Below are 23,405 nucleotides of genomic sequence, written 5' to 3'. Positions count from 1 at the left end.
GACTAGGCCTCCCCCATTTTATTATACAATTTCGGTCGAATCGTTTTTAGGTCGGCCAATGTGCCATAATCTAATAAATGTAAATCGTTGATATACGCCACTGAACGCGCCGTAAACGCATGCTGATCATCTGCCATGATCGCAACTTGATCGGCGATCCTCACTTGAAAAGCGGTTGACAGATCACCGACGATCACAGCTTCTTCATTATCCGGGAAGCCCGCTTGGACGATACCGGCAACATCGCCTAATAAGAAAATGTGGCCGGTTGCTTTTAAAATGCCCCCATGATGAATTTGGCCTACAAACAGAACGTCGCCTTCAACTGTCACTTCTTGCCCACTGCGAATCGTGGCCCGATTGATATGAACTGAGTCCTGCTCTTTTTCGCGCTGTGCTTCGGTTTTTAAAATGACATTTGACTTTAATTCCGATACGCGAAACGCAGGGTATTGTTCAATCAAATGGAGCACTTGTTGCCGTTGCTGCGCCGTTAACAGACGATTTTCTGTATCAATTTTAAACTGAACGAGGTCTTTTTTGGCCACTTGCTGATCATGATTCAGCTGGGCAAATAAGTCCGTTAGTTCAGTTAAGATCCGCTCAAATGAACCAGTTGCTTTTAATGTTAAAAGGTACCCATCCTGGTGCCCCTTTAATACGACATCCTTCATAAAATGTTCCTCATTTCAATTACACACTTATCATTTCTAATTTTAGCAACAATCCTCGGAAAGGAAAATACAAAATCACAAACAACATCACGTTTAACAACAGCGTCATCCCTAAAACACTGGGAATAAAAGTTGCAACACTCATATCAGTTAAGCCCATAAACGAATTCAGCATATAGGTCATTGTTTCCAAAAGCGTTAAGTCGATCAAATAAATGGCCCCGATTGCCGGTAGCGTGGCCTGGAAAAAGCCTTCAATGTAAGTTGTAAATAACCAGATCAACGGTAATAAAAAGATATAAATGCCTAAGATCCCGGTATAAAACAAATCAAATAAAAAGCCAATCACCATCAGCGTCACCAGCTGGTGTTGCCACTTTGGTAAAAAGAACACCAACATGACCACTGCCATAACCACTAACCGACTTTGCATCATATTGGGATACACCAAGAAATGATCTTGAAACAGATAATCCAGTGAACCATCTAAAAACAATAACACCACCAGTCCAATGGCGACCCAAAACTGTAGCATCGATTTCCGCATTTTAGTCGCCTCCAACCTCACGATTGATCACGGTGACCACACTAAAGTTGTTAAGATCAGCAGCCGGTTGGACACTGACAGAACGTGCCAAATCATATTCATCATGCTTGACCTTGGTTACTTTCCCAATAAACAAACCTTTTGGTGTGACGCCACCTAAGCCAGAAGTGGCAACGGTATCGCCCTTTTCAATCGTGTCGTCTGTATTGAGTTGTGATAACGTTAATGTGCCTGTGGTTTTATCATAACCAGAGATCACACCGTTAACGGTTTTGCCGGCTTTTGTCGTCACATCTGCTGCGAAACGATTGGCCGATTGATTATCCGTACTGATCAATTGCACTTTCGAATTTGTTTGATTGACTTCGATCACGCGCCCGACTAAACCAGAGCCGACCATCACAGGCATATTTTTCTTAATGCCTGATGTGGCCCCGCGATTGATGACAACGTTATTTTGCCAAGCCGATGGTGAGCGTGTTAAAACGGCTGCGCTGATCGGACTATAATCCGTCAACGTTTTATTCAATTTCAATTGCTTTTTCAGCTCTTTGTTTTCAGCCTTCAATGTTTGATTTTGTACCTTTGCTTGCGCCAGATCATCGACCTGACGTTTTAACTCAGCATTTTCTTCATAGGTATTCATCAAGGTTGCAATTGATGATACACCGCCTTTGATGCCATTAGCAGGCGCTGCAATCACGCGGTCCGCCAAGCCGACAATATCATTGCCAAATTGTTGCACCAACGGTGTGGCACTTTTGCGATTGCGCATTGTAACAGAATAGGCCATTAAGCCCATGCTCACAATGATCACGATCAGTAAGATAATTAGTTTTCGATTTGAAAAAAACTTCTGCATGCGTTTGCCTCCAATAAGCAACATGAAAAAAGTGGAACTTAGAACGCTTTAATTATAAATTAGTTTGTCACACAAGCCAATTCATAATTCGTTTTTTTGTTCCACTTACAATGCTATCATTAGCGTTTCTTCATGACATCAATATTTTTAAGTGATTCCCCAGTGCCAATTGCCACACAATCCAATGGATTTTGAGCAATGAACACCGGAACTTTAGTGGCATCTGCGATGACTTCAGGCAAATGCTTTAAAAGAGCCCCACCGCCGGTTAAGACGATGCCGTGATCGATCACGTCGGCCGCAATTTCAGGTGAGGTCTCTTCCAACGTTTCTTTAATGGCGCCGATCACTTCTTGAACCACTTCTTGAATCGCTTTTGCCACATCAACAGCTGTGACTTCAATGGTTTTAGGTAAACCGGAGATCAAATCACGACCACGTACGGTAATGGATTCAATCTCTTTCGCCTTTTCAACAGAAGCAGAGGCAATTTGAATTTTAACATCCTCAGCCGTTCGTTCGCCAATTAATAAATTAAAATGCTGTCTGATATAGAAAATAACGGCTTCATCGATTTTATCGCCTGCCATTCGAATCGAACGACTTGAAACAATACCACCTAATGAAATCGTGGCCACATCAGTCGTCCCACCACCAATATCAACCACCATACTGCCTGTTGGGTCCATGACAGGTAGCCCGGCGCCAATCGCAGCGGCAAAAGGTTCTTCAATCACATAAGCATCCCGGGCTCCTGCAACGCGTGTGGCGTCAATCACAGCCCGTTTTTCAACCTCGGTAACACCACTTGGCACACACACCATCACATACGGTTTACCAGCAGCACCTTGCGTTTTTTCCATGAAATATTTCATCATTGCGGCTGTGGTGTCATAGTCTGCAATAACCCCATCTTTCATCGGTCGAATCGCCACAATGCTCCCTGGTGTCCGCCCAATCATATCCCGCGCTTCCGTACCGACAGCAACGATCTCACCACTTTTGGTATTCTTGGCAACAACCGACGGTTCACGCAAAACAATGCCTTTGCCATCAATATAAACTAAGGTATTGGCGGTTCCTAAATCGATTCCTATATTTTTCGTTCCTAATCCGAACACGATATTCTCTCCTTCAAATCTAAACATGAACCGTTCAACGATTTTTAACTTTGCTAGAATAGTGGCATTATACCATAAATCATGATGCTTTAGCCGCTTCTCTCACCTTCTATGATACCGAATAACCCAGGCTTTGATAAGCCCTTTTCAAAACTTAATCGTTTTTTAGAAATTGTTAAAAAGGCGCTGGCACCAATAAAGCACTTCCAACTGTACACTGACTTGCGTCAAAAAAAGTGGCCTTTGTTTGACGCATTCACCTGCATAAAAAAATTCTTGAAAGCACGTTGCCTTCAAGAATTTTGATTGGTCTATGCTTGCTTCACCACATTAACGGCTTGTGGCCCACGCTGGCTATCCTCAACCTCAAACGTCACTTTTTGGCCTTCTTCTAACGTTTTAAAACCAGTTGATTGAATGGCAGAAAAATGCACAAATAAATCTTGTCCGCTTTCTTGTGTGATGAAACCAAACCCTTTTTCTGGGTTGAACCATTTCACTGTTCCTTGTGCCATGTTGCGTCCCCCTTGTATGACATCACTTAACGCAATTATTCTAGCATGCTCATTCAGGCATCACAAGCAAAGGCGCTAGGTCAATTGGCCACTGGCCTTTAGGCTTAAATAAGCATCCTGCCCCACGATCAAATGATCTAAAAGTTCAATGCCCATTAATTCACCACAATGCTGCACCCGCTCCGTAAAGCGTAAGTCATAATGGGATGCTGTGGTTTGGCCGCTAGGATGATTGTGAACCAAAATAAAACGAGCGGCTGCCACTTGAACGGCAATTTGAAAAATCTCCCGTGGGTGGGCCACAGATGTGTTCAAGGTGCCTACAAATAAACATTTTTCCAACAAGATCTGATTCTTCGTATCCAAGTACAGCCCCCACAATTGTTCCTGATCGATTCCTGCAAGTCGTTCTAGCATCCGTTGACCTAACATTTCACTGGAAACCACCGTCCCATAACGCCAATAATGGGCCTGTTGTACCCGGCGCCCAAATTCAATGGCCGCCTTTAACGTCAACGCTTTGGTGGGACCAACCCCAGAAATTTGCTGCAGCTGGTCCAACTGGGCCGTTTCTAACGTTTGCAGTGGGTAAATTTGCAATAATCTTTGGGCACACTGTAAAGCCGTTTGCTGCGTTGTGCCAGTGCGTAATAATAACGCCACTAATTGGGCGTCGGTTAACGTTTGCGCCCCTGAACGCTGTAATTGTTCTCTTGGTTGCTGTACTGCTAGTTGTTTCAGCATTGATGCACCTCCTAAATGCTCTAATGTATCTTTGCTAACGCAAAGATCTCATTTCCGGAGGATGTCCATTCTGGCGGACGAAGACCGTCACGCCAGAAACATGGCACCAGCTAAGTGCTCTTGTGTAACTTTGCTGCGCAAAGGTCTTATTTTCGCTGGTTGTCCATTCTGGCGGACGAAAACCGTCACGCCAGAAACATGGCTCCTCCTTATTAAGAAGGTGCGCTAATTAAACCAATTGCGTTTTTAAAAAATCCTGAACGGCATTTAAATCTGGTAAGACCTGCCACGCATTGGCCTTGATCTCGGCTGTTGGCGGCACGATGTCCGGTACGATAATACACCGAATACCGGCATTTTGTGCAGCCTGGAAGCCATTTGCTGAGTCCTCTAAGATCACCAATTGGTCCTTTGGCAAGTTCAATTTAGCCGCTGCCTTTAAAAATAGATCTGGTGCAGGTTTCCCTTGCGTCACATCATCCATAGAAACAATTTTAGGAAACTCATGCCGAATCTGCCCAGACGTTAAAAATGCATCAATTTTATCCTGATAATTACTGGAAGCGATAATTTTTTGCAAGTGTACCTGGTCTAAAAAAGCCAGTAAGTTATCTAAGCCTGGCTTTTTAACTAACTTCCCCGCTTTGACAAAGGCATTGATCTTGTCGTAAGTCAATTGCATAAACCGTTCCATTTGAGCCTGACCACCAAAAGCTGCTGCAAAAAAGCCCATGAGATCTTCGTCAGAAGCCCCAATAAAGCGTTCATAATAGTCGTCTGGATAACCTAGCCCCATGACTTTTGCAGCGGCTAAGTTCGCTTGATAATACAATTTTTCAGAATCGAACATCAGCCCGTCCATATCAAAAATAACACCTTTAAGCATAAAATCCCTCACGATCATTGATTGGTGGCCTCATCAGCCATAAAGTACTGTCGGACATCGGATACAAAATATAACGAGCCCGTTAACACAATCATATCTTCCGCCGATGCCGCTTGCAAAACGGCTTGTAAGGCCTGTTGCCAAACAGCATATTGCGGCACATCCGTGGTTAATGCCTGCGCTAGATCAGTCGCTGTTTCCGTTTTGCGTGGCCCTTGAAATTGCGTCAACACTAAATGAACATTCGGTACCTGTGCCAACAACGGTAACATTTTATCGGTTGCTTTATCTTGTAATGCCGCAAAAATCACATAAATCTCGCGTTGTGCAAAGGTCGTTTTCAAGGTTTGGGCTAACGCCCGAATCCCAGGTTCGTTATGAGCACCGTCTAAAACGATCAAAGGCGCATCATTTAATTTTTCAAGTCGCCCGGCCCAACTGGCATGCGCCAAACCTTGCTGCAGCGCACGCGGGTCCAATGGCAAGTGTTTTTGGGTCATGAACACAATAAAAGCGGTGATTGCCACTGCTGCATTATCCACTTGATAGGCCCCTAACATGGGGATCTTCAAAGCAGTAAAGTGATACCCCGACATTTGATAATTAAATTGTTCAGCCCATTCCGGTAATGGTTGCCCGGTACTGGCCGTATACTCATGCCCTAACCGGAGCATGGGACTGGCTTGAGCCTTGGCTTGGGCGTCGATCACAGCCTGTGCTTCGGCTGGCACCCGGCCAACAACCACGGGACAATGTGGCTTAATGATCCCCGCTTTATGCTGGGCAATTTCTGGTAACGTATCACCTAATAGTGCCATATGGTCATAGCCAATGGTAGTGATCACTGCAACGTCTGGTTTCACCACATTCGTTGCATCGGTTAAGCCACCGATGCCAACTTCTACAATGGCAACGTCCAATGGCTGACGTGAAAAATAAACAAACATCAATAATGTAATGAATTCAAACTCAGTTAGCTGACTGTCAGGTGCCGCCTGATCCAGTGTGTCAACTTGTGGGCCAACTTCATTCACCAAAGCCAACAACTTGTCATCTGGAATCGGAACATCATCAACGCTGATCCGTTCATTAAAGCGCATTAAAAAAGGTGACGTAAAGGTCCCCACCGTTAGGCCATGGGCTTGGCAGATCTGACGCAGTGCATTGACCACCGAGCCTTTGCCATTGGTCCCGGCAACATGAATCACCGGATGGGCCAATTCCGGGTGCCCAAATGCGGCCATGGCACGTTTGATTCGTTTTAAACTACCTTCTTTGTGCATCTTAGGCCGACTATGAATCAATTCTAAAGCGGCTTCATAATTTTCTGCATACATCTCATAACCCCTCGTTCCCATCATCTGCTTCCAGTTTACCATAAAAAAAGCCCCTCACAACAACTGTTAGGTGACTTTCAAATTAGTATGCAATCGCCTCTGCAGGCGTCATGCAAAAGTAAATGCCAGGTGCAGATTCCAACCACCGATTGTCGTCAAAATCAGGTACAGTGACGGTAGCGCCTAATCGATACACGAAGTTCGGATGGTAAGGGGCAGTGGTTTCTTCAAAGGCTTCCTTGCCATCAAAACTGGTAATCGCAAGGACCCGTGCTTGATTACAGCGGCCAGCGCGAACCGTTCCCATCACCCGCTTCGCCTCACGGGGAATCAGCAACGTCACCAACGTCTCATTAAAACATTTTTTATAGGCGATAAATGGCCCGGTAGCAGGACAAGTCATTTTGAAAAACTGCGTCTGATCATCGGCAATCATCCCTGCCGTTTGGGCGTGATCCAATGCCGCATGTTGCAAATTAGCCCCTTCGATGTGCGTCTCGCGAATATCACACCCGCGAAAATCTGTGGCCTGTAAATTGCAGCGCCGTAATTGAGCGCCACGTAAGTTGCTCTGAATAAACCGCGCATTGGCCAACTGACTATCTGACAAGTCAGCCCCTGCTAATTGACAGTTTTCAAACCGACTCCACCTTAAATCTAATTGGGTTAGATTCCGATTACGTAAGTCCAGCGCCACAAAAAGCCGCTGGGTCAAATCAACCCCTGCACGTTGTGCCACTGGTAACTGCAAAACCTGTTCCAATGCTGTTTGTGTCATGTTTTCAACCATGATCCCCCCACCTTTCAGTCTTTACTGTTAGTTTAACGCATTTAACCGAAAAAAAGGGAACGATTCGTTTGAATCGTCCCCTCGTCAGCGCCACTAAGCTTGACTTGCCTTTAATTCAGCAATTCGTGCTTGTGTTGCAGCTAACTTCTTCACATAATCAGCACGTTTATCGCGTTGTTCAGCCACAACCTTTTCAGGTGCATTGGCGACAAAGCGTTCGTTGCCTAATTTTTTATCAGCGCGTGTGACTTCAGCCTGCCACTTGTCTGCTTCTTTTTGCAAACGCGCCACTTCTTCATCAATATCGATCAATTCAGCCAATGGCACATAGACTTCAGCGCCAGTGATCACAGCAGACATGGCCAGTTTAGGTGCTGTGGTGTCCGCACCAATTTGTAAGTCTTTTGGATGAACAAACCGTTGAATGTAGTCTTTGTTGGCTTCAAAAACGGCTTGGACGTCGGCATCCGTGGTTTTGATCAACACGTTGATTGGACTGGACATTGGTGCATTCACCTCAGAACGGATATTCCGTACGGAGCGGATCAAGTCGATCAAGTGTTCCATTTGTGTTTCTGCTTGAGCATCAGCTAAGTCAGCCTGTACCACTGGATAAGCGCTCACCACAATGGAATCTCCTTCATGCGGCATATGTTGCCATAATTCTTCGGTCACAAATGGCATAATCGGATGCATCAGCTTCAATGTTTGATCTAACACGTAACCTAAAACATTTTGTTTGGCCGTTTTAGCTGCTTCATCCTGGCCGTAAAGCACTTCTTTACTCATTTCAATGTACCAATCGCACAAATCATTCCAAATAAAGTTATACAATAAGCGGCCTGCTTCACCAAATTCAAAACTATCGAATAAGCGGGTCACATCTTTCACCGTGCTATTCAACCGGCTTAAGATCCAACGGTCTGTTAAATCACGTTGGTCCGCTGCTGGTAGCGTTGGTGCCTGCATATCACCTAAGTTCATGATCACAAAACGACTGGCATTCCAAATTTTATTAATGAAATTCCAAGCGGCATCCATCTTATCATAAGAGAAGCGCACATCTTGACCAGGCGTTGAGCCCGTGGCCAAGAACCAGCGTAAGGCATCTGCACCGTACTTTTGAATGACTTCCATTGGGTCGATTCCGTTGCCTAAAGACTTACTCATCTTGCGGCCTTGTTCATCCCGAATCAAGCCGTGAATCAAGACATGCTCAAACGGCCGTTGCTGAGTGAATTCCAAGCTTTGGAAGATCATCCGAGAGACCCAGAAGAAAATAATATCATAACCGGTTACCAGTGTATTAGTTGGGAAATAACGCTTGTAGTCTGGACTTTCCGTATCCGGCCAGCCCATGGTTGAAAATGGCCACAACGCACTACTGAACCAAGTATCTAATACATCTGGATCTTGTTCCCAATTTTCGGCATCTTTAGGCGCTTCCATGCCAACATAAGTTTCACCAGTTTGTTTGTTATACCAAGCTGGGATCTGATGGCCCCACCATAACTGACGCGAAATCACCCAATCATGCACATTATCCATCCACTGGGTAAAGGTATTTTCAAACCGTTCTGGTACAAACGCAACCTTTTGATCGGTTTGTTGATTTTTCAAAGCGGCTTCTGCTAATGGCTGCATCTTCACAAACCATTGCGTTGATAAACGAGCTTCCACCTGCACACCGGTTCGTTCAGAATGACCGACACTATGGACAATCGGATCGATTTTCAGCATATAGTCGCCGGCTTCCAAATCAGCCACCATGGCTTTACGCGCTTCAAAACGATCCATGCCTTGATACTTCCCTGCATTTTCGTTCATTGTTGCGTCTTCGTTCATGGTATTGATGCGTGGCAAATCATGCCGATTCCCCACTTGGAAATCATTAGGGTCATGCGCTGGTGTGATTTTAACCATCCCAGTCCCAAATTCCATATCAACATATTGATCGGCAATAATTGGAATGTGCCGCCCTTGTAATGGCAAAATCACGTCGCGACCCACTAAATCTTTATAGCGTTCGTCCTTAGGATTAACCGCCACAGCCGTATCACCAAACATGGTTTCAGGCCGTGTGGTGGCAATTTCAATGTAGTGTTGCCCATTAAACGTATACTCAGGATCCACAAATGGGTATTTCACATGATAAAATGCCCCTTGATCATCTTTATGAATGACTTCAATATCAGATAAGGCAGTCCGTGCTTGAGGGTCCCAGTTGATAATGTATTCGCCACGGTAGATCAAGCCTTTTTCATATAACTTAACGAAAACGGTTCGAACGGCCTTAGATAGCCCTTCATCCAAGGTAAACCGTTCCCGTGAATAATCAACGGAAATTCCTAATTTTGCCCATTGTTCGTGAATGATACCACTGTATTTATGGACCCAATCCCAAACTTCATCAATAAACTTGCTGCGACCTAAATCATAACGGGTTTTGCCTTCCGTACGTAATTTAGCTTCAACTTTGGCCTGGGTGGCGATGCCAGCATGATCAGAACCAGGGAGCCACAGCACATCGTAACCTTGCATCCGCTTTTGCCGAATGATCATGTCCTGTAAAGTGGTATCCCACGCATGCCCTAAATGCAATTTTCCCGTTACATTTGGTGGTGGAATAACGATTGAATAAGGTTTTGCATCAGGATCACCTGATGGTTTAAAGCGATTATCTTTGAGCCATTGATCGTAACGACCCGGTTCAACTTTTTGTGGATCATATTTGGTTGACATTTCTGTTTCAGCCATGATGTCGCATCCTTTCACTTGATGGTCACCCATAAAAAAAACACCCGTCCTTAACAAAGGACGAATGTTTGAGTATTCGCGGTACCACCTAAATTGCGCTTTTTAGCGCCACTCTTCTGTTAACGAACTCAGTCCGGCTACGCTTAATCTGTTCAGCGCAACAGCTCACAAGCTACCTTCATCAAGGAAAACTGAAGCGCTTCGCAGCTCGTACGCTCTTTCTGAACAGCCTTCATTGATTACTCTCTTGTTCAATGCTTTGACGTTAGTCTAGCAAAAAAAAGACGTAGGGTCAATTGTTGTTTGGGATAAAACCCGCCAAACTTTAAAGTAAGCTGTTAATTTCAGCTTGATCTTGTACCAAGTAATGTTCCCCTGGTTTGATTTCACTGACTTGAATGCCGGCAATCGCAGCCTCAATTAAACCGTCCACGTCAATTAACGTTTCGTAATGCCGAGTCCGATCTAAATTAGGCCGCGTTTTAAGGGCTGGTGGTGCAAAAATTGTACAACAGTCTTCAAATGGCATCACTGATAGATCAAAGGTATCAATATCTTTGGCGATTTTAATGATCTCGTTTTTATCCAAGGACAAAACTGGCCGTAAAATCGGTGTCGTGGTCACATCGTTGATCGCCACCATGCTTTCCATGGTTTGTGACGCAACTTGGCCTAAGGATTCGCCATTAAAAATCGCTAAGCCACGCCGCATTGCACGAATCCGATCTGTGATCCGTAACATCATGCGCCGTTGAACGGTCATTAAATAGCCTTCAGGGACTTTGTTCTTGATTTCTTCTTGGATCTTGGTAAACGGCACTTCAATAAACTGTAACGACCCGGCATAAGGCGCAATTTTAGCCGTAAGCTCCTTGGCCTTGGCCAACGCCTTTTCACTGGTATAAGGCGGACTGAAAAAATGCACCATTTGCAGATCAACACCACGCTTCATGGCTAAGTAACCTGCAACCGGTGAGTCGATGCCACCGGACAACATGAGCATGCCGCGACCGGCAGTTCCCACTGGCAACCCACCGGCGCCTAAGATGGTTTCACTGGAAAGGTAAATGCCGTCTAAACGCACTTCAACGCGTAAGGTGACTTCAGGATTGTGCACTTGAACCACGAGTTCAGGCAAAGCCGTTAACAAAGTATCCCCTAAATCAGCATTGATCTCGTTGGTGTCCATTTCAAAGTTATGATCTGAACGGCGAGTGTTCACTTTAAAGGTCAACCCGGGTCGGAATTGTTCGGTCATCATTTGAACGGCTGTTTTGCGAACTAAATCCATATCCCGTTCCAGACGAATACTAGGTGAAAAACTTTGAATCCCAAAAACCAAACCTAACCGTGTCATCACTGCTTGACTATCGGCCCCATTTAACACAATGTGCAACCGATCCCGTTTGGGGTGGAAGTTTAATTCTGGAAAATCGTGCAAGGCCTTTTTGGCATTGCCACATAAACGATCAATAAACGTCCGCCGGTTTTTGCCTTTGGTTGACAATTCACCGTAACGCACCATAATTTCTGTATATTCCATAAGTCACCTGACTTTCTTAAGAGTTAATAATTTCAAAACGTTGGTAAATTTGGTCAAAGGCCTTGATAAAAGTATCTGCCTCCGCCAGCGTATTATTTTCATCTAAACTGATTCGCACGGCACTGGTCGCCACTTTATCCGGCACGTGCATGGCCGCCAATGTACCGGAGATCTCACCGGTTTTAGAAGAACAAGCGCTCGTCGTTGAAATGTAAATGTCATGCGCTTCAAATGCATGGACCACCGTTTCGCCACGGACGCCTGCAATGCCAAAACAAAGAATATGCGGCGCAAAATGGGCATCATTGCCGGAAAAAATCGTGACTTTCGGCTTTTCTTGTAAGTGGTTATAAATTTTAGTTTTAATGGCCTGTTGCCGTGCTACTTTTGCAGATTCATCCGCCAACACCAACCGCAGTGCCTTCGCCATCCCGGCAATGGCCGGTAAGTTTTCAGTACCACTACGCCAATCGTGTTCTTGGCCGCCACCCGTTAACAACGGTGCCAGCTGACGCCCTTTTTTAGCATATAAAAAGCCCATGCCACGTGGTCCATGAAATTTATGCGCAGAAAAGCTTAAAAAGTCGATTCGAGGCAATTTTAACAGGTCCATCAGGCCTTTCCCAATACTTTGAACCGCATCCACATGAAAATGCACATTGGGATAGTCCGCCAAAATCTGTGCCGCTTCTGCCAAAGGTTGAATACTCCCAATTTCGTTATTAACACCCATGATCGACACTAAAATCGTATCGGAACGCAAGGCTGCCTTTAAATCAGCTGGGTCAATCATCCCCTGCCGGTTCACAGGCAAATACGTCACGTCAAATCCGAGCTGCTCCAATTGTGCCATTGAATTTTTCACAGCTGGATGCTCAATGGCGGTGGTGATTAAATGCTTGCCAAATTGGCGTTTCGCGATTGCGGTCCCTTTAATCACCCAATTATCGCCTTCTGTACCACCACTGGTGAAGTAGATTTCTTCTGGCTGAACCTGCATTAAATCAGCGATCTGCTGCCGGGATGCTTGCAATAAACCATCCGCTTTATTGCCTAACGCGTGTAAGCTAGATGGATTCCCCCAAAAATCTTCACTGACTTTTTGATAGGTTGCCAGCACCTCCGGGGCCGCCGCTGTTGTTGCACTGTTATCAAAATATATCAAAATGCCACTCCCTAATATCTGTCTAAAATTCCTCATTGATTATAGCAGAAACTATTAAAAATACAACACTAACAAAAAGTAAGTCCAATCAAAAAGGGCCTTACAGCCCTTTATACGTTTAACTCTTGGTCTTTACTATTGTAATAGCTATCTTCAACTTTCTTATAGCTACCTGGTTCAATTTGTTCTAGCACCGTGGCGATGGTTTCCAACGCCCCTTTATAATCGTAGTCCTTTTCAAACTTCTGAAAAGCCTGTTCACTTGCCGCGGCTACGTCCGCATGTGAATGACGATAACGGTTGGCGTATTGAATCATTTGTTCAGCCAACAAAGCACTGTCGATCATATCGTTGGTTGCTTCTTTTAAATGATCCAAGTCTGCTTGCGTGGTGATCAAGGCTTTGGTAATCTCGTCCAAATTGATTTTGGTTTGATTAAGCGCTTCGTCTAACGCCTTTAGTTCATCCGATACCATAAAGAACGTATCTAAATACTTTTGATTAAGGCCTGGCAGATTCAACTTTTCAACTTGACGCTTGATATTGCGCAGTTCAAACTCAAAGCCCTGCAAACTCTTTTGCGCTTCTTGTTCGCCTTTTTGCATCCCTTGGACACTATCGTTTAGAGCTTTTTGTTGTTCTTCAATCTTCGTTAAGCCTGCAAAAGCTGTGTCAAAATTATCGTTGATCATCGAATAAACCGCTTGTTTCTGCGTGATTTTATCCATATCCGTTTGATAAATGCTGGCTAAATCATCAATTTGCGACTTAAGGTCCTGGCATTGACTGATCTCATCATGGTTTAAATGATAACTTTGATCCAAATGATCCAATTCAAAATAAAGCGCTCGATTTTGCTGATTCGCATGTTTGAAAAACGCACTTAATTCACCATTACGCTTTTCAACGCTTTGCCGCGCTTTAATTTCGGCTTCCATCACATCGTATAAATGATCAATGCGCTGGGCAATCGCCTGATTATCTGTTTCAACCCGTTCCAAGTCCAGCGTTTTCAAAGATTGGTTAGTGGCATCAATATCTTGTTCGATTTGATCCAGCTCTTTAGGAATATCAATGTCATAAAACTGATAGTCGGTTTCTGCCAACTCGGCGTAGCCGTGCCGTAATTCTCGTAATTGATCTGGAAATTCCGTTTTCGTTTCTTTGTATCGATCTGGGATTCGAACCATCAGCTTGTCCAAGGTTTCAATGGCCTCGCCTTGGGTCTTTAAAATTGCAGCGGCTTCATCATAGTCCCCTGCTGCGGTAACCCGACGATACTTTTTAAGCGCCTTTTCCAACTGGCGTAACTTTAATTCCAGTTGATCAATGGCCGGTCCATAAACAAAACTTTTCGTTAAAATTTGTTTACGCAACTTTTGGTAGGTTTTTTCCAATTCTTTTAGCTTTGCGTTATTTTCATCGACTTGTTCAATAATCGTTTCAAATCCGGCTAACACTTCTTTAAAGGCCTGCTCTGCTTCAGCCAACTGTTCCGTGACCTTTTTGACCATCTGTTGTGTTTGTAAAAAATGATAATGATTATTTGCAGTTTCAGCTGTATAAAGCTGTTCATCGATTGTCGCAATATTTTTCTCGTTAAGCAATTTAAATTGCTTTTCTAGCGCGGTAAACGTCTTTTTACTTTGCCCCGTTAATTTTAAGTTGCGTGCTTCTGATACTGCTTTTTGAACAGGAATTTCATTTAAGGCTTGTTCTTGGGACTGCAGTTGATCAATTGTTTTCGAATTTCGATGCTGTGCTAAAATCACCCCAAAATAAGCCAATAAGGCAACTATTATAATGCCTAGAAAAATGTATATCATCATCAAACCCCCGTCGCGTGCTTTGTTTTTGTAAGTTAATAGCTTGCAAAAACTTCTTTAGATGGCTAAAATCTAATCTAAATTATAGCATAGTGCCATTCTATCAGCACTACCATTTCCAAATATTTAATACTTTAATCTCGCTTCAGGAAAGGAATTCTGTCATGTCCACCACAAATACCCCCTCTCTTTTGACACAACAAATCGATGCGTTACTCACAGGTGAAACCAATTGGGTCACAAACTTAGCCAATGCAGCGGCACTTTTAAAAGATAATCTCACTGATGTTAGCTGGGCAGGCTTTTATATTGCAGATCCTGCCGCAAATGATCTTTACTTAGGCCCATTCCAAGGCAAAGTGGCTTGCATGCACATTCAACCTGGTAAAGGCGTTGTGGGAACGGCCTACACCGAACAAAAATCGCAATTAGTTCCTGATGTCCACCAATTTCAAGGCCATATCGCCTGTGATAGCGCCACAAATTCGGAATTAGTGGTCCCCATCCTTCAGGCTGGACAAGTGATCGCGTTGCTTGATTTAGATTCACAATCATTTGACCGCTTTAAGGAAACTGATCGGGTACAATTAACCGAATTTGTGCAAGCTTTAAGCCAGCACTTATCCCTAAAGTAATTGACTTCACTGCTTTTTCCTGATAGACTAGCCATTGTGTAAAATATGCAGCAGTAGACGGTAAGCACGTCAACAGTTATTTGCATTTTAGCTCAGTTAGTAACCAGCGGCTGCAATTGGTGAAACCTGCAAAAATAACTGCACGTATACTGAGTTTACATTTCGCTTATTTTACTCCAAATTTATTTTATTGGAGGATTTTTTTATGTCTCGTTATACAGGTCCAAAATGGCGTCAATCACGGCGTCTCGGCATTTCACTTTCAGGTACTGGTAAAGAATTAGCACGTCGTCCTTACGCACCTGGTGATCATGGCCAAAACAACCGTCGTAAATTATCTGAATACGGTGTTCAATTACGTGAAAAGCAAAAGTTACGTTTCATGTATGGTTTAAACGAACGCCAATTCGCTAACTTATTCGACCGTGCCGGCAAGATCAAAGAAGGTAAACAAGGTGTTAACTTCATGATCTTATTGGAACGTCGTTTGGATAACTTAGTATTCCGTTTAGGCTTAGCAACAACTCGCCCACAAGCACGCCAATTAGTAAACCATGGCCATATTTTGGTTGATGGCAAACGCGTTGACATTCCTTCTTACGAAGTTAAAGTTGGCCAAGTTGTTTCTGTTCGTGAAAAGTCTAAGAACTTAACCATCATCCAAGGCGCTATCGAATCTGTTGTTGGCCGTCCTGCTTTCGTAAGCTTTGACGCTGACAAACTTGAAGGTTCATTAACACGTTTACCACAACGTGAAGAATTAGAACCAGATATCGATGAAACCTTAGTCGTTGAATACTATAACCAATTCTAGTATTGGTCATCCGTTTCAAGACAAAAAAAGAGGCTCCCAATTTGGGAAAGCCTCTTTTTTAATGCTATTTTTGAATGAAATAATTGTAAAGCCCACCCATTGTTGCATCGGTTAATGCCAATGGTTCCCCGTCAACTGTGACCTTGGTGAGCTTCGTGTAGTCCTCAAAATCAGGTACTTCTAATTGTTGTTGCCGTACAAAATCAGCTGGTGCTGGATAAGTCTTCGTTTGTTCGTTTTGACCTTCAAGATAATGAATTTCAAGCATGTTCATTGCCCCTTTCAATTGCTTACTTTTAATAACTACATTATAAGCCTATTCTGCATTTAAAGACAGATTTTGATTCAAAAAGTTGGTCAATTTTCAATTATAACTTTATTAAATCTTGATACAAAGGTGTCAAAACGGCAACTGCTTGTTGAATCTGACGCTCCACTTGTCCAGGGCCTTGAAAAGGTTTTTGCTGCTTGTACCAAACCAGCCCAAGTAGCCATTCGCCTTTTTTGGTGTGGGTAAAATCATGTTGTTGCTGCTGCAAGTTGGTCGCTGTTAATGGCTGTACTTGCTTGGTCGTATGCAAATTTGACAGTTGCCACGGCCGATCAACTGACTTTAAAGCCAGTATCGCTTTTTGGTGTGCTGCTAAATAAGGCACATACACCGCTTTTGTTGTCACACTGTTTAAGACACACAACCATAAAAAAAGGCGATCATCCCAAAAGCCAATTTCAAAATGTGGCACCATTTTATAGCCTTGCCGCTTAGGCCCTACTGCTAACCAGGTATTAGGCGCTGGGTTGCGGTAACGACGTGCATGCCGTGCAAGTTGTAAATAAGCTGGTTGGGTCGGTGTTGCCACTTGTGCCACCAACTGTGTGCCTAATGTCGTAAACTTAGGATCAAGTTGTTGCTGAATTTTCGCTAACCGTCCGGTTACAGTTTGATCATCAAATACCGAAAAATCTTGTTGGGTAAAAGGCATTCCGATCCCCCCTAAGGTTGCACCAGCGTTTTCATAATCTGCTGGGCTGGTTGTGCAGCTTCACCAAAAAATGGCACTTCAAACGCAGTTAAATGTGGCATGCTATCCACATCGATCACAGCTAATTGCGTTGGCTGATCAGCCTGATACGTTTGATAAGGATTGGCAATTGCCAACGTCACACTACCATAACGTAAGTTTAAGTGTTGGGTGATCTGCAAAACCAATTTTTGGTAACTTTGATCGACTTCTGAACGAGATTCGATTTCATCCGCCCCAGTTATCCAGGATGCTGCTAAGCGCAAATAGGCCGGATTGCCACGTTGCGGAATACTTGCAACCGTTAACCCTTGTTGCTGCAGATCAAATGTGGTTTGGTCATCCAGCGGAATCGGTTGCCATGGACGCTGGACCCCACGTTTTTGATTTTTGCGTTGTACCAATTGTACAATCGTCTGACGCCCATCCCCAACCACATTGGCCGGTGCCTCTTCATTCACCGCTAAGATCTGTTGATCTAACACCAAAAAGCGATAAATCGTTCCAGGTGTAAAGGATTCTACCAAACAATCATCAGCAACTGCTAACGCCCGTTTAACCGCTGCTGCAAACTCAGCTGGTTGTGGTGGCAATCTAAAAATCGTTAAGCCTTGACTGGCACTTGCTGTTCTCGGTTTCACCACTAAGGCCTGTTGCGCATAATCGGGAAAATCGGCGACGGCCGCCGTTACACTTTGATAATGGTTGCCTAGCACCACGTGAAAACCTGCTTGCCCCAATTGCTGCTTTAAAAACCACTTGTCTGCCAACAATGCCGTGGTCAACTGCTGATCAAACGGTAATAGGCCCGCTTTAAGCCAAGTTGATTGCTGATGCTGGAGCTTGACTATTTCGGCCTGTTTGTCGATTAAAGCCACCTGGCAACCAGCTTGATATGCTGTTTTCATCAACAACTGTGTGTCCAAGCTCAGCGTTTGATAGCCTGCTAGTGTCGGCGCCGGTAATCGAAACTGTTGCGCGTACTGCTGAGCCCATTTCAGACCAACTGACTGTTGCACCGTTGCGGCAGCCGGTGCTGTTAAAACAGACTGACTAGCGGCTTGTAACGCTGCTGGTACCTGGTAGTCCGCCATAAAGGTTTTAAACGCTTGTTGGAAGGCCTTGAACGTTGTTGGTTGTGCTGACGTGACTAAACAAAATACGATGAATGCTTTTAAAAAGGCCAATTGTGTTGCTGATAAGTCCACCTGCTCCGGCACGAACCCCAAGGTGGTCAGTTCAATATAATGAATACCGCGCGCTGCCAGCTGGTCCGGCAATTCACCGCCAAAAATCACCGGCGATGTGCCGTCGACCATTTGAACGGTTTTTAAATAGCGCGCCAGCGTTGTATAGTCAGTCTCTCTTTCTGCCGGTGGGGTCCCAAATAATGTCGTTAACACAAATTGATACGCCTGAATGTTTTGTGCCAGTTGCAAGTAGATCTGATTTTGAAACGCCACATAGTTTTCGAAATAATCATGGTAATAATCATCAAACAAATGCACCATTAAGCGTCGTGGTAATGTAAAGCGCAATTGCTGTCCTGCGGCCGTTGTTACCCCTGTAACCTGGTTTAACGGCCACAATAAGCGTTGCTCAGGTAATGCGGCAAAAACAGTTTGTTTCAAAGCTTGCAACTGGGCGATGCCTGCTGTTAATACGGTAAACGGATCCGTTCTAAACGCAACCTGAGTCCCCGCTTCATTCAGCGTCATATAAGGCGATACCCCTAATGTTGCCGCCGATACTGCTGCAACCTGCCCTTGTGGATCTACAATCGTCAATTGTTGTTGTAATGCAAACGTTCCTTCATATAAAAACGGCATGCGCTGCTGTTGCTGCACGACTTGTCCGAAATTCATATTTGTTTTCCCCCTCGTTTTTGATGCCAATTTCATTATACCTTAAATTATTTCTGAAAGGTCTATGGTATAATGGCGCTGCACAATTCAGAAAGGTGGTCTTATCATGCAACAGCCCTTGGCCTACCGGATGCGGCCGCAAAATTTAGACGAGATCGTCGGCCAGCAACACTTAGTTGGCCCTGGTAAAATTATTCGACGAATGGTCACCGCTAAACTGTTAAGTTCCATGATTTTATACGGCCCACCTGGCACTGGTAAAACCAGCATCGCCAGTGCCATTGCCGGCTCAACCAAATATGCATTTCGTATGCTAAACGCCGCAACCGACACCAAAAAAGACTTACAAGTCGTTGCGGAAGAAGCCAAAATGAGTGGTACGGTGATTTTACTGTTAGATGAGATCCATCGCTTGGATAAAACCAAACAAGACTTTTTACTGCCACATTTGGAAAATGGCCGCATTATTTTAATCGGCGCGACCACTGAAAATCCCTACATCGCCATTAACCCCGCGATTCGTAGCCGAACACAAATTTTTGAAGTGAAACCTTTACAACCGGCTGATATTGCACAAGCAATTACACGTGCTTTAGGTGACGCTGAACGCGGCCTGGGTCAGTTTAAAATCCAGTTAGACCCTGACGCAAAGCAACAGCTCACTGAAATGACCAATGGGGACTTGCGTAGTGCTTTAAACGGCCTGGAATTAGCCGCAAAGTCTACGCCTGCTGATGCCGAACAAGTTATCCATCTGACCCTGCCGATCATCGAGGAATGTCTACAACGCAAAGCCATCACCCAAGATAAAGATGGGGATGCGCATTACGACGTGATCTCAGCATTTCAAAAATCAATTCGCGGTAGTGACGCAGACGCTGCCTTACATTATATGGCGCGTTTAGTCGCCGCTGGTGACCTGGTGAGTTTGACCCGCCGACTACTCGTTATTGCCTATGAAGACATTGGTCTGGCCAATCCACAGGCCTGTCAGCGCACCGTAATGGCCGTACAGGCAGCCAATCAATTAGGCTTTCCAGAAGCCCGTATTCCCCTGGCGGATGCTGTGATCGACCTTTGTCTATCACCTAAATCAAACTCCGGCATAGCAGCGATCGACGCTGCTTTAGCTGACGTTCAAGCCGGTCATGCTGGTGTGATTCCCAATGATTTACGCGATGCGCACTATCAAGGGGCAAAACAATTACATCGTGGTGAAGGCTATCAGTATCCACATGACTTTCCTGGTGATTGGGTCAAACAACAATACTTGCCCGACACGTTAAAACAAGCACACTATTACCAACCCAAAACAAATGGCCGTTACGAAACCGCTTTAAAACAACAGTATGATCGATTGGAACGCGCTAAAGGTCGTTAATGACAAACCTAGCACCATGTGCTAATATAAGAGTAGATCATCTGAGGTGTACGAGTATTTCTACTCTAGTATTGACCGATCAAGTAACAAAGTATTGGGATCAACTTATAGTTGATGATCAAGCATGCCTTTTCACGAGGAAGCTAGTATCATTAAACAGCTGAGCCCACCTGCCATTCAGCGGGTTCAATACACAAGAAATGACAACGGCACTACCAGATATCGCAAAGTTCAATTACTTTGTTGGGCTCACTTTCGTGGTGAGTCCTTTTTTATTGATGGAGGTTATTTTATGAGTCACATTGCAATGGTTATTTTTGCACTGGTTCAATTTTTATTAGCTTACTATTTACAACGCCACTTAACCCGCCCTTTTCTCATGCACGATCCTGTGAAAGAACCCCGATTCGGTCAATTCCTAAAACGTTACCGGACCTACTTTGTGATCACCGGGATCGTGACCCTTTTAGGCGCTATCAGCAATATCATCATTGTTTGGGTGGTACTGTTGATTTTCGTTGCCATCTTAACGTCAGCGTTTGCCATTGCCTTAGCAAAGTATTTATAAGAAATACTTTGCTTTCATTTACAATTTGTCCCTAAATAACGTACAATAAAGGTAGCAAAAGAATTGGGGTGATTTAAATGTTACAACAATACAAACATATTCTTGTCGCAATCGATGGTTCTTATGAAGCTGAATTGGCTTTCCAAAAAGCCGTAGAAGTTGCCAAGCGTAATGAAGCCGAATTATTCTTAGTGCACGTTATTGATACCCGCGCTTTCCAAAACGTTTCTAGTTTCGATTCTGCAATGGTTGAACAAGTCACCGAAACCGCCAAAAAGACCATGGAACAATATGTTGCAATGGCCAAGGAAAACGGCCTTGACAAAGTCAACTTTAGCATCGAATATGGTGCACCAAAAGTAGTCGTTGCCAAAGAGATTCCAAAGGCGCAAGATATTGATTTGATTATGATCGGTGCCACTGGTTTAAACGCTGTTGAACGTTTACTGATTGGTTCTGTCACTGAATATGTAACACGAACCGCCGTTTGTGATGTGTTAGTCGTCCGGACTGATTTAAACAACAAACCGGCACTGAACCAAGCTGGTAAAAAAGCTGATATTCAACCAAAATAACCCTGTTATTAAAAAGGCCGCCCGCTTGGGTGGCCTTTTTGGTGCTTATCGTTTTAAAAATGCCGCTTGTAGCCGATTTGCTTTTTCGGCAAATACCGCTTCATCTAAATTCACCAATTTCCCTTCTGATACGACGACCTGCCCGTTGACCACCGTACTATCAACTGGGCCTGTCACCCCAACCGTTCCCAATAACGCCTTCGGATCTTGTAGTGTCCCAACTAATCCCAATTGCCGCGTATCGATCATAAACAGATCCCCAGCCTTCCCAACCGCTAAACGACCAATATCCGAGCGTCCCAGTAAACGTGCGCTACCACACGTTGCCATTTTCAAAAAGTCATAACCAGTTGGCGCTGCATTACTGGCCGCCAAACGTTGTAACAAGAAGCCTGTGCGTAAATCCATTAACAAATTGGAGGCATCATTACTGGCGCTGCCATCCACCCCTAAACCGACTGGCACACCTAAGCGTAACATCTCCGGAATTTGACAAATACCAGAGGCTAACTTCATATTCGAAATTGGGCAATGTGCGACGCCGGTCTGTGTCTTCGCTAAAAATTTTAATTCTGCTTCATTAAAGTGAATACCATGCGCATACCACACATCAGGCCCCGTCCACCCCAGCGACGCCATATAAGCTAAGGGACGCATCCCAAAGTGGGCTTGGACATAGGCTTCCTCATCCTTGGTTTCCGCTAAATGTGTATGCAATCTAACGTGAAGCTGACGTGCTAATTGCGCTGTTTGCCGCATTAAGTCACCTGATACGCTAAAAGGTGAACACGGCGCTAATACGACCTGACGCATCGATAATGGCTTGGAATAATGGAACTGTGACACAACGCGTTCTGAATCTTTCAAAATCGTATCAATCGCTTGTACGACATCATCAGGTGGCAACCCCCCATCCTTTTGACTGAGACTCATGCTGCCCCGAGAGGCATGCAGTCGAATACCTAGCATTTCAGCTGCACGAAATTCTGCTTCAATTAAACCTGTGTCGTGATCCTTTGGAAAAACATAATGATGATCAAAGGCAGTGGTACATCCACTTTTAAGTAGTTCGCCTAGTCCCGTTACGCTACTAGCATAAACGATTTGTTCGTCTAAGTTTTTCCAAATCCCATAAAGTGTCGTTAGCCAATCAAACAATTCCATATTTTGGACCTGTGGCAGATTACGTGTAAACGTTTGATAGAGATGATGATGCGTATTAACCAATCCGGGATAAACCAGTTTATATTGCGCGTCCAACACTTGTTGCGCTGGTTTCACCTGTGGTCCAATATAAGTAATCTGGCCGTTTTCAATTAGTAAATTGGTGTCATGTAAAACGGTGTCTTGCTCATCACAAGTCACAATCGTGTGCGCATTTTTAATTAATAAAGTTGTCATTTAATGTACTGCTATACAAAATGTAGAATTATGTCATCCAACATAATGAGAAAGAAATATAGTTTTTCCTTTCCGAATTTCGTTTACTTCCGTCATCATTAGTATTCCGATAGCCGAAAAACGGGTAATCGCAGGGACTAACTCTTGAAGTTTAAGGGCATAGCCTGCCCCTTTTTAATTATTTTAAAGTGCGAGTTGTAATAAGTTTTGAACGGCATTTTCATCACGATCTAACGTGACACCACAAACATAACAAACATATTCATGGTGTTTTGTTTGATGTTTGGCATTCCCTCGCAGGCCAATTTTATCCGGCCCTTTTTTAACGTGTCCGCAATTAGAACACCGTTGGGTACTAGGATAATGCCGATCCGCTA

23 protein-coding genes and 1 other annotated feature are annotated in these 23,405 nt (G+C 44.2%); of the genes, 5 read left to right on the top strand and 18 right to left on the bottom strand.

All coding sequences use genetic code 11. From position 1 onward, the window contains the following. Positions 1–2: 2 nt before the first annotated feature. The 13 genes from FC07_RS02450 to ezrA all read right to left on the bottom strand — a co-directional run bounded on the left by FC07_RS02450 (position 3) and on the right by ezrA (position 14,767). The gene (locus FC07_RS02450) at positions 3–674 is read right to left on the bottom strand and encodes a septum site-determining protein MinC (RefSeq protein WP_057903537.1); all 672 of its coding nucleotides are present in this window, start codon (positions 672–674) and stop codon (positions 3–5) included. Between the two features lie 19 nt (positions 675–693). After that, positions 694–1,221, bottom strand: a complete 528-nt coding sequence (gene mreD / locus FC07_RS02445) for a rod shape-determining protein MreD (RefSeq protein ID WP_057903536.1) — start codon at positions 1,219–1,221, stop codon at positions 694–696. 1 nt (position 1,222) lies between these two features. After that, positions 1,223–2,083, bottom strand: a complete 861-nt coding sequence (gene mreC / locus FC07_RS02440) for a rod shape-determining protein MreC (protein ID WP_057903535.1) — start codon at positions 2,081–2,083, stop codon at positions 1,223–1,225. A gap of 119 nt (positions 2,084–2,202) precedes the next feature. Then, positions 2,203–3,204 carry a rod shape-determining protein gene (locus FC07_RS02435; protein WP_057903534.1) on the bottom strand — a complete coding sequence of 334 codons (1,002 nt, stop codon included), beginning with the start codon at positions 3,202–3,204 and terminating at the stop codon, positions 2,203–2,205. Positions 3,205–3,515: 311 nt separating this feature from the next. Beyond that, positions 3,516–3,719, bottom strand: coding sequence for a cold-shock protein (locus FC07_RS02430; protein WP_057903533.1), 204 nt, complete (start codon positions 3,717–3,719; stop codon positions 3,516–3,518). A gap of 75 nt (positions 3,720–3,794) precedes the next feature. Then, positions 3,795–4,463 (bottom strand): RadC family protein, encoded by a 669-nt coding sequence (gene radC / locus FC07_RS02425; protein ID WP_057903532.1) that lies wholly within the window; start codon positions 4,461–4,463, stop codon positions 3,795–3,797. Between the two features lie 229 nt (positions 4,464–4,692). Next, positions 4,693–5,349, bottom strand: a complete 657-nt coding sequence (locus tag FC07_RS02420; RefSeq protein WP_057903580.1) for an HAD family hydrolase — start codon at positions 5,347–5,349, stop codon at positions 4,693–4,695. A gap of 14 nt (positions 5,350–5,363) precedes the next feature. Then, on the bottom strand, positions 5,364–6,686 hold the full coding sequence (locus FC07_RS02415; RefSeq protein ID WP_057903531.1) for a bifunctional folylpolyglutamate synthase/dihydrofolate synthase: 1,323 nt from the start codon (positions 6,684–6,686) through the stop codon (positions 5,364–5,366). Between the two features lie 82 nt (positions 6,687–6,768). Beyond that, positions 6,769–7,476, bottom strand: coding sequence for a pentapeptide repeat-containing protein (locus tag FC07_RS02410; protein WP_057903530.1), 708 nt, complete (start codon positions 7,474–7,476; stop codon positions 6,769–6,771). 93 nt (positions 7,477–7,569) lie between these two features. After that, positions 7,570–10,233, bottom strand: coding sequence for a valine--tRNA ligase (locus FC07_RS02405; protein ID WP_057903529.1), 2,664 nt, complete (start codon positions 10,231–10,233; stop codon positions 7,570–7,572). 53 nt (positions 10,234–10,286) lie between these two features. Further along, positions 10,287–10,497 (bottom strand) — a binding site (T-box leader). A gap of 61 nt (positions 10,498–10,558) precedes the next feature. After that, positions 10,559–11,776: a tRNA uracil 4-sulfurtransferase ThiI gene (thiI, locus tag FC07_RS02400; RefSeq protein WP_057903528.1), complete on the bottom strand. Its 1,218-nt coding sequence runs from the start codon at positions 11,774–11,776 to the stop codon at positions 10,559–10,561. 16 nt (positions 11,777–11,792) lie between these two features. Beyond that, entirely contained in the window at positions 11,793–12,941 is a 1,149-nt protein-coding gene (locus tag FC07_RS02395; RefSeq protein ID WP_057903527.1) for a cysteine desulfurase family protein, read from the bottom strand. A gap of 110 nt (positions 12,942–13,051) precedes the next feature. Next, positions 13,052–14,767 carry a septation ring formation regulator EzrA gene (gene ezrA, locus FC07_RS02390; RefSeq protein WP_057903526.1) on the bottom strand — a complete coding sequence of 572 codons (1,716 nt, stop codon included), beginning with the start codon at positions 14,765–14,767 and terminating at the stop codon, positions 13,052–13,054. Between the two features lie 164 nt (positions 14,768–14,931). Here ezrA and FC07_RS02385 point away from each other — a divergent pair, with 164 nt between their 5' ends. Both FC07_RS02385 and rpsD read left to right on the top strand, forming a co-directional pair. Then, positions 14,932–15,402 carry a GAF domain-containing protein gene (locus FC07_RS02385; protein ID WP_057903525.1) on the top strand — a complete coding sequence of 157 codons (471 nt, stop codon included), beginning with the start codon at positions 14,932–14,934 and terminating at the stop codon, positions 15,400–15,402. Positions 15,403–15,607: 205 nt separating this feature from the next. Further along, positions 15,608–16,216, top strand: coding sequence for a 30S ribosomal protein S4 (gene rpsD / locus FC07_RS02380; RefSeq protein WP_057903524.1), 609 nt, complete (start codon positions 15,608–15,610; stop codon positions 16,214–16,216). 64 nt (positions 16,217–16,280) lie between these two features. On the opposite strand, the gene FC07_RS02375 is transcribed toward rpsD, so the two are convergent. The 3 genes from FC07_RS02375 to FC07_RS02365 form a co-directional block, all read right to left on the bottom strand. Further along, positions 16,281–16,484, bottom strand: a complete 204-nt coding sequence (locus FC07_RS02375) for a DUF4649 family protein (RefSeq protein ID WP_057903523.1) — start codon at positions 16,482–16,484, stop codon at positions 16,281–16,283. A gap of 100 nt (positions 16,485–16,584) precedes the next feature. Beyond that, complete coding sequence (locus FC07_RS02370) at positions 16,585–17,199, bottom strand: DUF1054 family protein (RefSeq protein WP_057903522.1); 615 nt, start codon at positions 17,197–17,199, stop codon at positions 16,585–16,587. A gap of 11 nt (positions 17,200–17,210) precedes the next feature. After that, positions 17,211–19,103: a hypothetical protein gene (locus FC07_RS02365; protein ID WP_057903521.1), complete on the bottom strand. Its 1,893-nt coding sequence runs from the start codon at positions 19,101–19,103 to the stop codon at positions 17,211–17,213. 106 nt (positions 19,104–19,209) lie between these two features. On the opposite strand from FC07_RS02365, the gene FC07_RS02360 reads away from it, so the two are divergent. The 3 genes from FC07_RS02360 (at position 19,210) to FC07_RS02350 (ending at position 21,627) form a co-directional block, all read left to right on the top strand. Beyond that, the gene (locus FC07_RS02360; protein WP_057903520.1) at positions 19,210–20,484 is read left to right on the top strand and encodes a replication-associated recombination protein A; all 1,275 of its coding nucleotides are present in this window, start codon (positions 19,210–19,212) and stop codon (positions 20,482–20,484) included. Positions 20,485–20,776: 292 nt separating this feature from the next. Then, complete coding sequence (locus tag FC07_RS02355; RefSeq protein ID WP_057903519.1) at positions 20,777–21,052, top strand: hypothetical protein; 276 nt, start codon at positions 20,777–20,779, stop codon at positions 21,050–21,052. Between the two features lie 77 nt (positions 21,053–21,129). Continuing rightward, the gene (locus FC07_RS02350; protein WP_057903518.1) at positions 21,130–21,627 is read left to right on the top strand and encodes a universal stress protein; all 498 of its coding nucleotides are present in this window, start codon (positions 21,130–21,132) and stop codon (positions 21,625–21,627) included. Positions 21,628–21,672: 45 nt separating this feature from the next. Here the strand turns inward: FC07_RS02350 and FC07_RS02345 are convergent, their stop codons facing one another. Continuing rightward, positions 21,673–23,028, bottom strand: coding sequence for an 8-oxoguanine deaminase (locus FC07_RS02345; protein WP_057903517.1), 1,356 nt, complete (start codon positions 23,026–23,028; stop codon positions 21,673–21,675). Positions 23,029–23,211: 183 nt separating this feature from the next. Beyond that, a partial coding sequence (locus tag FC07_RS02340; RefSeq protein ID WP_157050111.1) for a zinc ribbon domain-containing protein occupies positions 23,212–23,405 on the bottom strand: 194 nt, incomplete at its 5' end.

Source organism: Loigolactobacillus bifermentans DSM 20003 (assembly GCF_001434575.1).
GTDB lineage: Bacteria > Bacillota > Bacilli > Lactobacillales > Lactobacillaceae > Loigolactobacillus > Loigolactobacillus bifermentans.
This window is presented reverse-complemented; position numbering and strand designations above follow the sequence as displayed.

Bases quoted from the DNA above. Each gene is read 5' to 3' on its own strand.
- FC07_RS02450 (WP_057903537.1), bottom strand. From the start codon at position 674: ATGAAGGATGTCGTATTAAAGGGGCACCAGGATGGGTACCTTTTAACA.
- FC07_RS02345 (WP_057903517.1), bottom strand. From the start codon at position 23,028: ATGACAACTTTATTAATTAAAAATGCGCACACGATTGTGACTTGTGAT.
- FC07_RS02420 (WP_057903580.1), bottom strand. From the start codon at position 5,349: ATGCTTAAAGGTGTTATTTTTGATATGGACGGGCTGATGTTCGATTCT.
- radC (WP_057903532.1), bottom strand. From the start codon at position 4,463: ATGCTGAAACAACTAGCAGTACAGCAACCAAGAGAACAATTACAGCGT.
- rpsD (WP_057903524.1), top strand. From the start codon at position 15,608: ATGTCTCGTTATACAGGTCCAAAATGGCGTCAATCACGGCGTCTCGGC.
- FC07_RS02405 (WP_057903529.1), bottom strand. From the start codon at position 10,233: ATGGCTGAAACAGAAATGTCAACCAAATATGATCCACAAAAAGTTGAA.
- mreC (WP_057903535.1), bottom strand. From the start codon at position 2,083: ATGCAGAAGTTTTTTTCAAATCGAAAACTAATTATCTTACTGATCGTG.
- ezrA (WP_057903526.1), bottom strand. From the start codon at position 14,767: ATGATATACATTTTTCTAGGCATTATAATAGTTGCCTTATTGGCTTAT.
- mreD (WP_057903536.1), bottom strand. From the start codon at position 1,221: ATGCGGAAATCGATGCTACAGTTTTGGGTCGCCATTGGACTGGTGGTG.
- FC07_RS02410 (WP_057903530.1), bottom strand. From the start codon at position 7,476: ATGGTTGAAAACATGACACAAACAGCATTGGAACAGGTTTTGCAGTTA.
- FC07_RS02350 (WP_057903518.1), top strand. From the start codon at position 21,130: ATGTTACAACAATACAAACATATTCTTGTCGCAATCGATGGTTCTTAT.
- FC07_RS02360 (WP_057903520.1), top strand. From the start codon at position 19,210: ATGCAACAGCCCTTGGCCTACCGGATGCGGCCGCAAAATTTAGACGAG.
- FC07_RS02365 (WP_057903521.1), bottom strand. From the start codon at position 19,103: ATGAATTTCGGACAAGTCGTGCAGCAACAGCAGCGCATGCCGTTTTTA.
- FC07_RS02415 (WP_057903531.1), bottom strand. From the start codon at position 6,686: ATGTATGCAGAAAATTATGAAGCCGCTTTAGAATTGATTCATAGTCGG.
- FC07_RS02430 (WP_057903533.1), bottom strand. From the start codon at position 3,719: ATGGCACAAGGAACAGTGAAATGGTTCAACCCAGAAAAAGGGTTTGGT.
- FC07_RS02375 (WP_057903523.1), bottom strand. From the start codon at position 16,484: ATGCTTGAAATTCATTATCTTGAAGGTCAAAACGAACAAACGAAGACT.
- FC07_RS02355 (WP_057903519.1), top strand. From the start codon at position 20,777: ATGAGTCACATTGCAATGGTTATTTTTGCACTGGTTCAATTTTTATTA.
- FC07_RS02385 (WP_057903525.1), top strand. From the start codon at position 14,932: ATGTCCACCACAAATACCCCCTCTCTTTTGACACAACAAATCGATGCG.
- FC07_RS02370 (WP_057903522.1), bottom strand. From the start codon at position 17,199: ATGCCTTTTACCCAACAAGATTTTTCGGTATTTGATGATCAAACTGTA.
- thiI (WP_057903528.1), bottom strand. From the start codon at position 11,776: ATGGAATATACAGAAATTATGGTGCGTTACGGTGAATTGTCAACCAAA.